This is a genomic window from Streptomyces shenzhenensis, from assembly GCF_021462265.1.
Taxonomy (GTDB): domain Bacteria; phylum Actinomycetota; class Actinomycetes; order Streptomycetales; family Streptomycetaceae; genus Streptomyces; species Streptomyces shenzhenensis.
On sequence record NZ_JAJONF010000131.1, the window covers coordinates 1 to 2,162 of the forward strand.

Below are 2,162 nucleotides of genomic sequence, written 5' to 3' on the forward strand. Positions count from 1 at the left end.
TGGTGGGGTCGGCGCGGAGCGCGGTACTGGGATTCCTCCCAGCCCGTCTCTCCACGCCGCCCTCCCGAACCGGACGTGCGAGTTGGCCCCGCATCCGGCTCTCCACAAGTCCCGTTGACCAGGTGCTTTCCTCAGATCGTGCTGGGCCAGGGCGACGGGATGGTCGTCCCTCTGGGCCGGTATCGCGTGGTGACTACCGAGCCCGGATTGAACAGGACGACGTCCCCGTCGTGCGGCCACCATCCGCCGTCACAGAACCGGCGGCGGAGTTCCTTCCACCCTGCCTTGGGGTATTTGCGGCGGAGCCATCCGAAGACCTGACGCCAGACGATCATGCGCAGGTATTGGAAGGCCCGAGCGGACACCCCGGGGCGGAAGTAGGCGGTCCAGCCCCGCAGCACCTGGTTGAGCTTGTGCAGCAGGACTGCCAGCGACAGGCTGACGTTCATCCGGCAGAGCGTCTTCGTCTTGGCCTTGATGGACCGAAGTGCCTTCTTGGCCGGGTAGTTGTAGACGTACTGCCGGTTGGTTCCCCGCTTCTGGTGGCGCTGGATGCGCCAGCCGAGAAAGTCGAGGCCCTCGTCGATGTGCGTGATCAATGTCTTCTCCTCCGACAGTCGCAGGCCGACGGTGGAGAGGACCTCCGCCACTTCGGGAAGCAGTGCTTCCGTGTGAGCTCGGGTGCCCGAGACCAGAATGACGAAGTCGTCCGCGTACCGGATCAACCGATAGTTGGCCAACCCCTTCCGGCGCCGGGTGAACCGTCGCTTCGGGCTGGTCTGTGGTCCACCCTCGATCTGGGTGAAGTGCTCGTCCAGGACCGAGAGGGCCACGTTGGCCAGCAGCGGCGAGAGAATCCCGCCTTGCGGGGTGCCCGTGACGGTCTCCTTGGAGGTGCCAACCTCGGTGAGGATGCCTGCCTTCAAGAACGCCTTCACCAGCGCGAGCACGCGCTTGTCCCCGATCCGAGCCCGAACCCGGTCCATCAAGGCCGAGTGCGAGATCTCGTCGAAGCACGCCGTGATGTCGCCCTCCAGCACCCATTCGTAGGTCTTGGATGCCAGAAAGCGGGTCTCGGCCATCGCGTCGTGCGCCCGCCGGTTGGGGCGGAAGCCGTACGAACACGGAGCGAAGTCCGCCTCAAAGATCGGCTCCAGCACCAGTTTCAAGGACGCCTGGACCACCCGGTCGGCCACGGTCGGAATCCCGAGGCGGCGCCGCTTGCGCGACCCCGGCTTGGGGATCATCCGTTCCCTGACCGGCACCGGACGGAAGCTGCGGGACTTCAGCTGATCCCGCAGGTCGGCAAGGAATCCTGCCTCGCCGAACCGTTCCCGGACGAAGGCGACGGTCATGCCGTCCACTCCGGCCGAGCGTGCGCCCTTGTTCCCCGCGACCCGCTCCCAGGCCATGGCCAGGAACGCGGGATCACAGACGAGGTTGTACAGATCGTCGAACCGACGATGAGGATCGTCGTTCGCCCAACGGTGCAGCTTGGTCTGGATCTCCAGTACCCGCCGCTCGGCCCGGAACGAGCCGGGCGGCAGATCACTCGTATTCACCAGCGGTCTCCCGGTATTCCAGTACTTCCACTACCGACTTGCTGGCCCCCTTCGCCATGCGGCCGGCTTTCCCGGCCTCGGACTACTACGGAGCCTCCGCCCCGCTCGGTGCCATCAGCTGACGACGTGCCTGTCCTTCCGCTGCGCTGGCTGCGCGGGGTGAGGACGACACCGGACGGTTCCCACGTTCACTTGAGAGTCGATCGACGGGTGAGGCGCCCAGCTCTACCCCTGCGGCATCGCCACGGCTACGCCGCAGACATTCACCGTGGCCTCCTGGCCGTTGATCACATGGCGACCAGAAGTTGCCCGCTCTCGAACGAGGAGCGGGCACGTACCGCGACCAGCCCATATCCGCCAGATTTGAGCTGGTGGGCCGTTAAGGGGCGTCAGACACCGGTTCCTCTCGTACACCTTCCCGTCTCGCTGACCGGACCCGCACCATCTGGCAGTACTGGCACGTCCCGGCGTTGTCAGGGCTGCTCCCACCCTCCCCGGCGTCTCCCGGATCAGGCTGCCCTCAGCTTCACCTGGCCGCTGCGACGGTCAGGAGTCGAAGGTCTCTCACCTCCGCTCGACTTCAAGCGCCTCGTGGCGCAC

At 66.0% G+C, this 2,162-nt stretch carries 1 protein-coding gene; it reads right to left on the reverse strand.

Annotated features, from left to right (window positions below):
- Window positions 1–131 precede the first annotated feature (131 nt).
- The gene (ltrA, locus tag LQ326_RS47005) at window positions 132–1,562 is read right to left on the reverse strand and encodes a group II intron reverse transcriptase/maturase (RefSeq protein ID WP_234545347.1); all 1,431 of its coding nucleotides are present in this window, start codon (window positions 1,560–1,562) and stop codon (window positions 132–134) included.
- Window positions 1,563–2,162 lie beyond the last annotated feature (600 nt).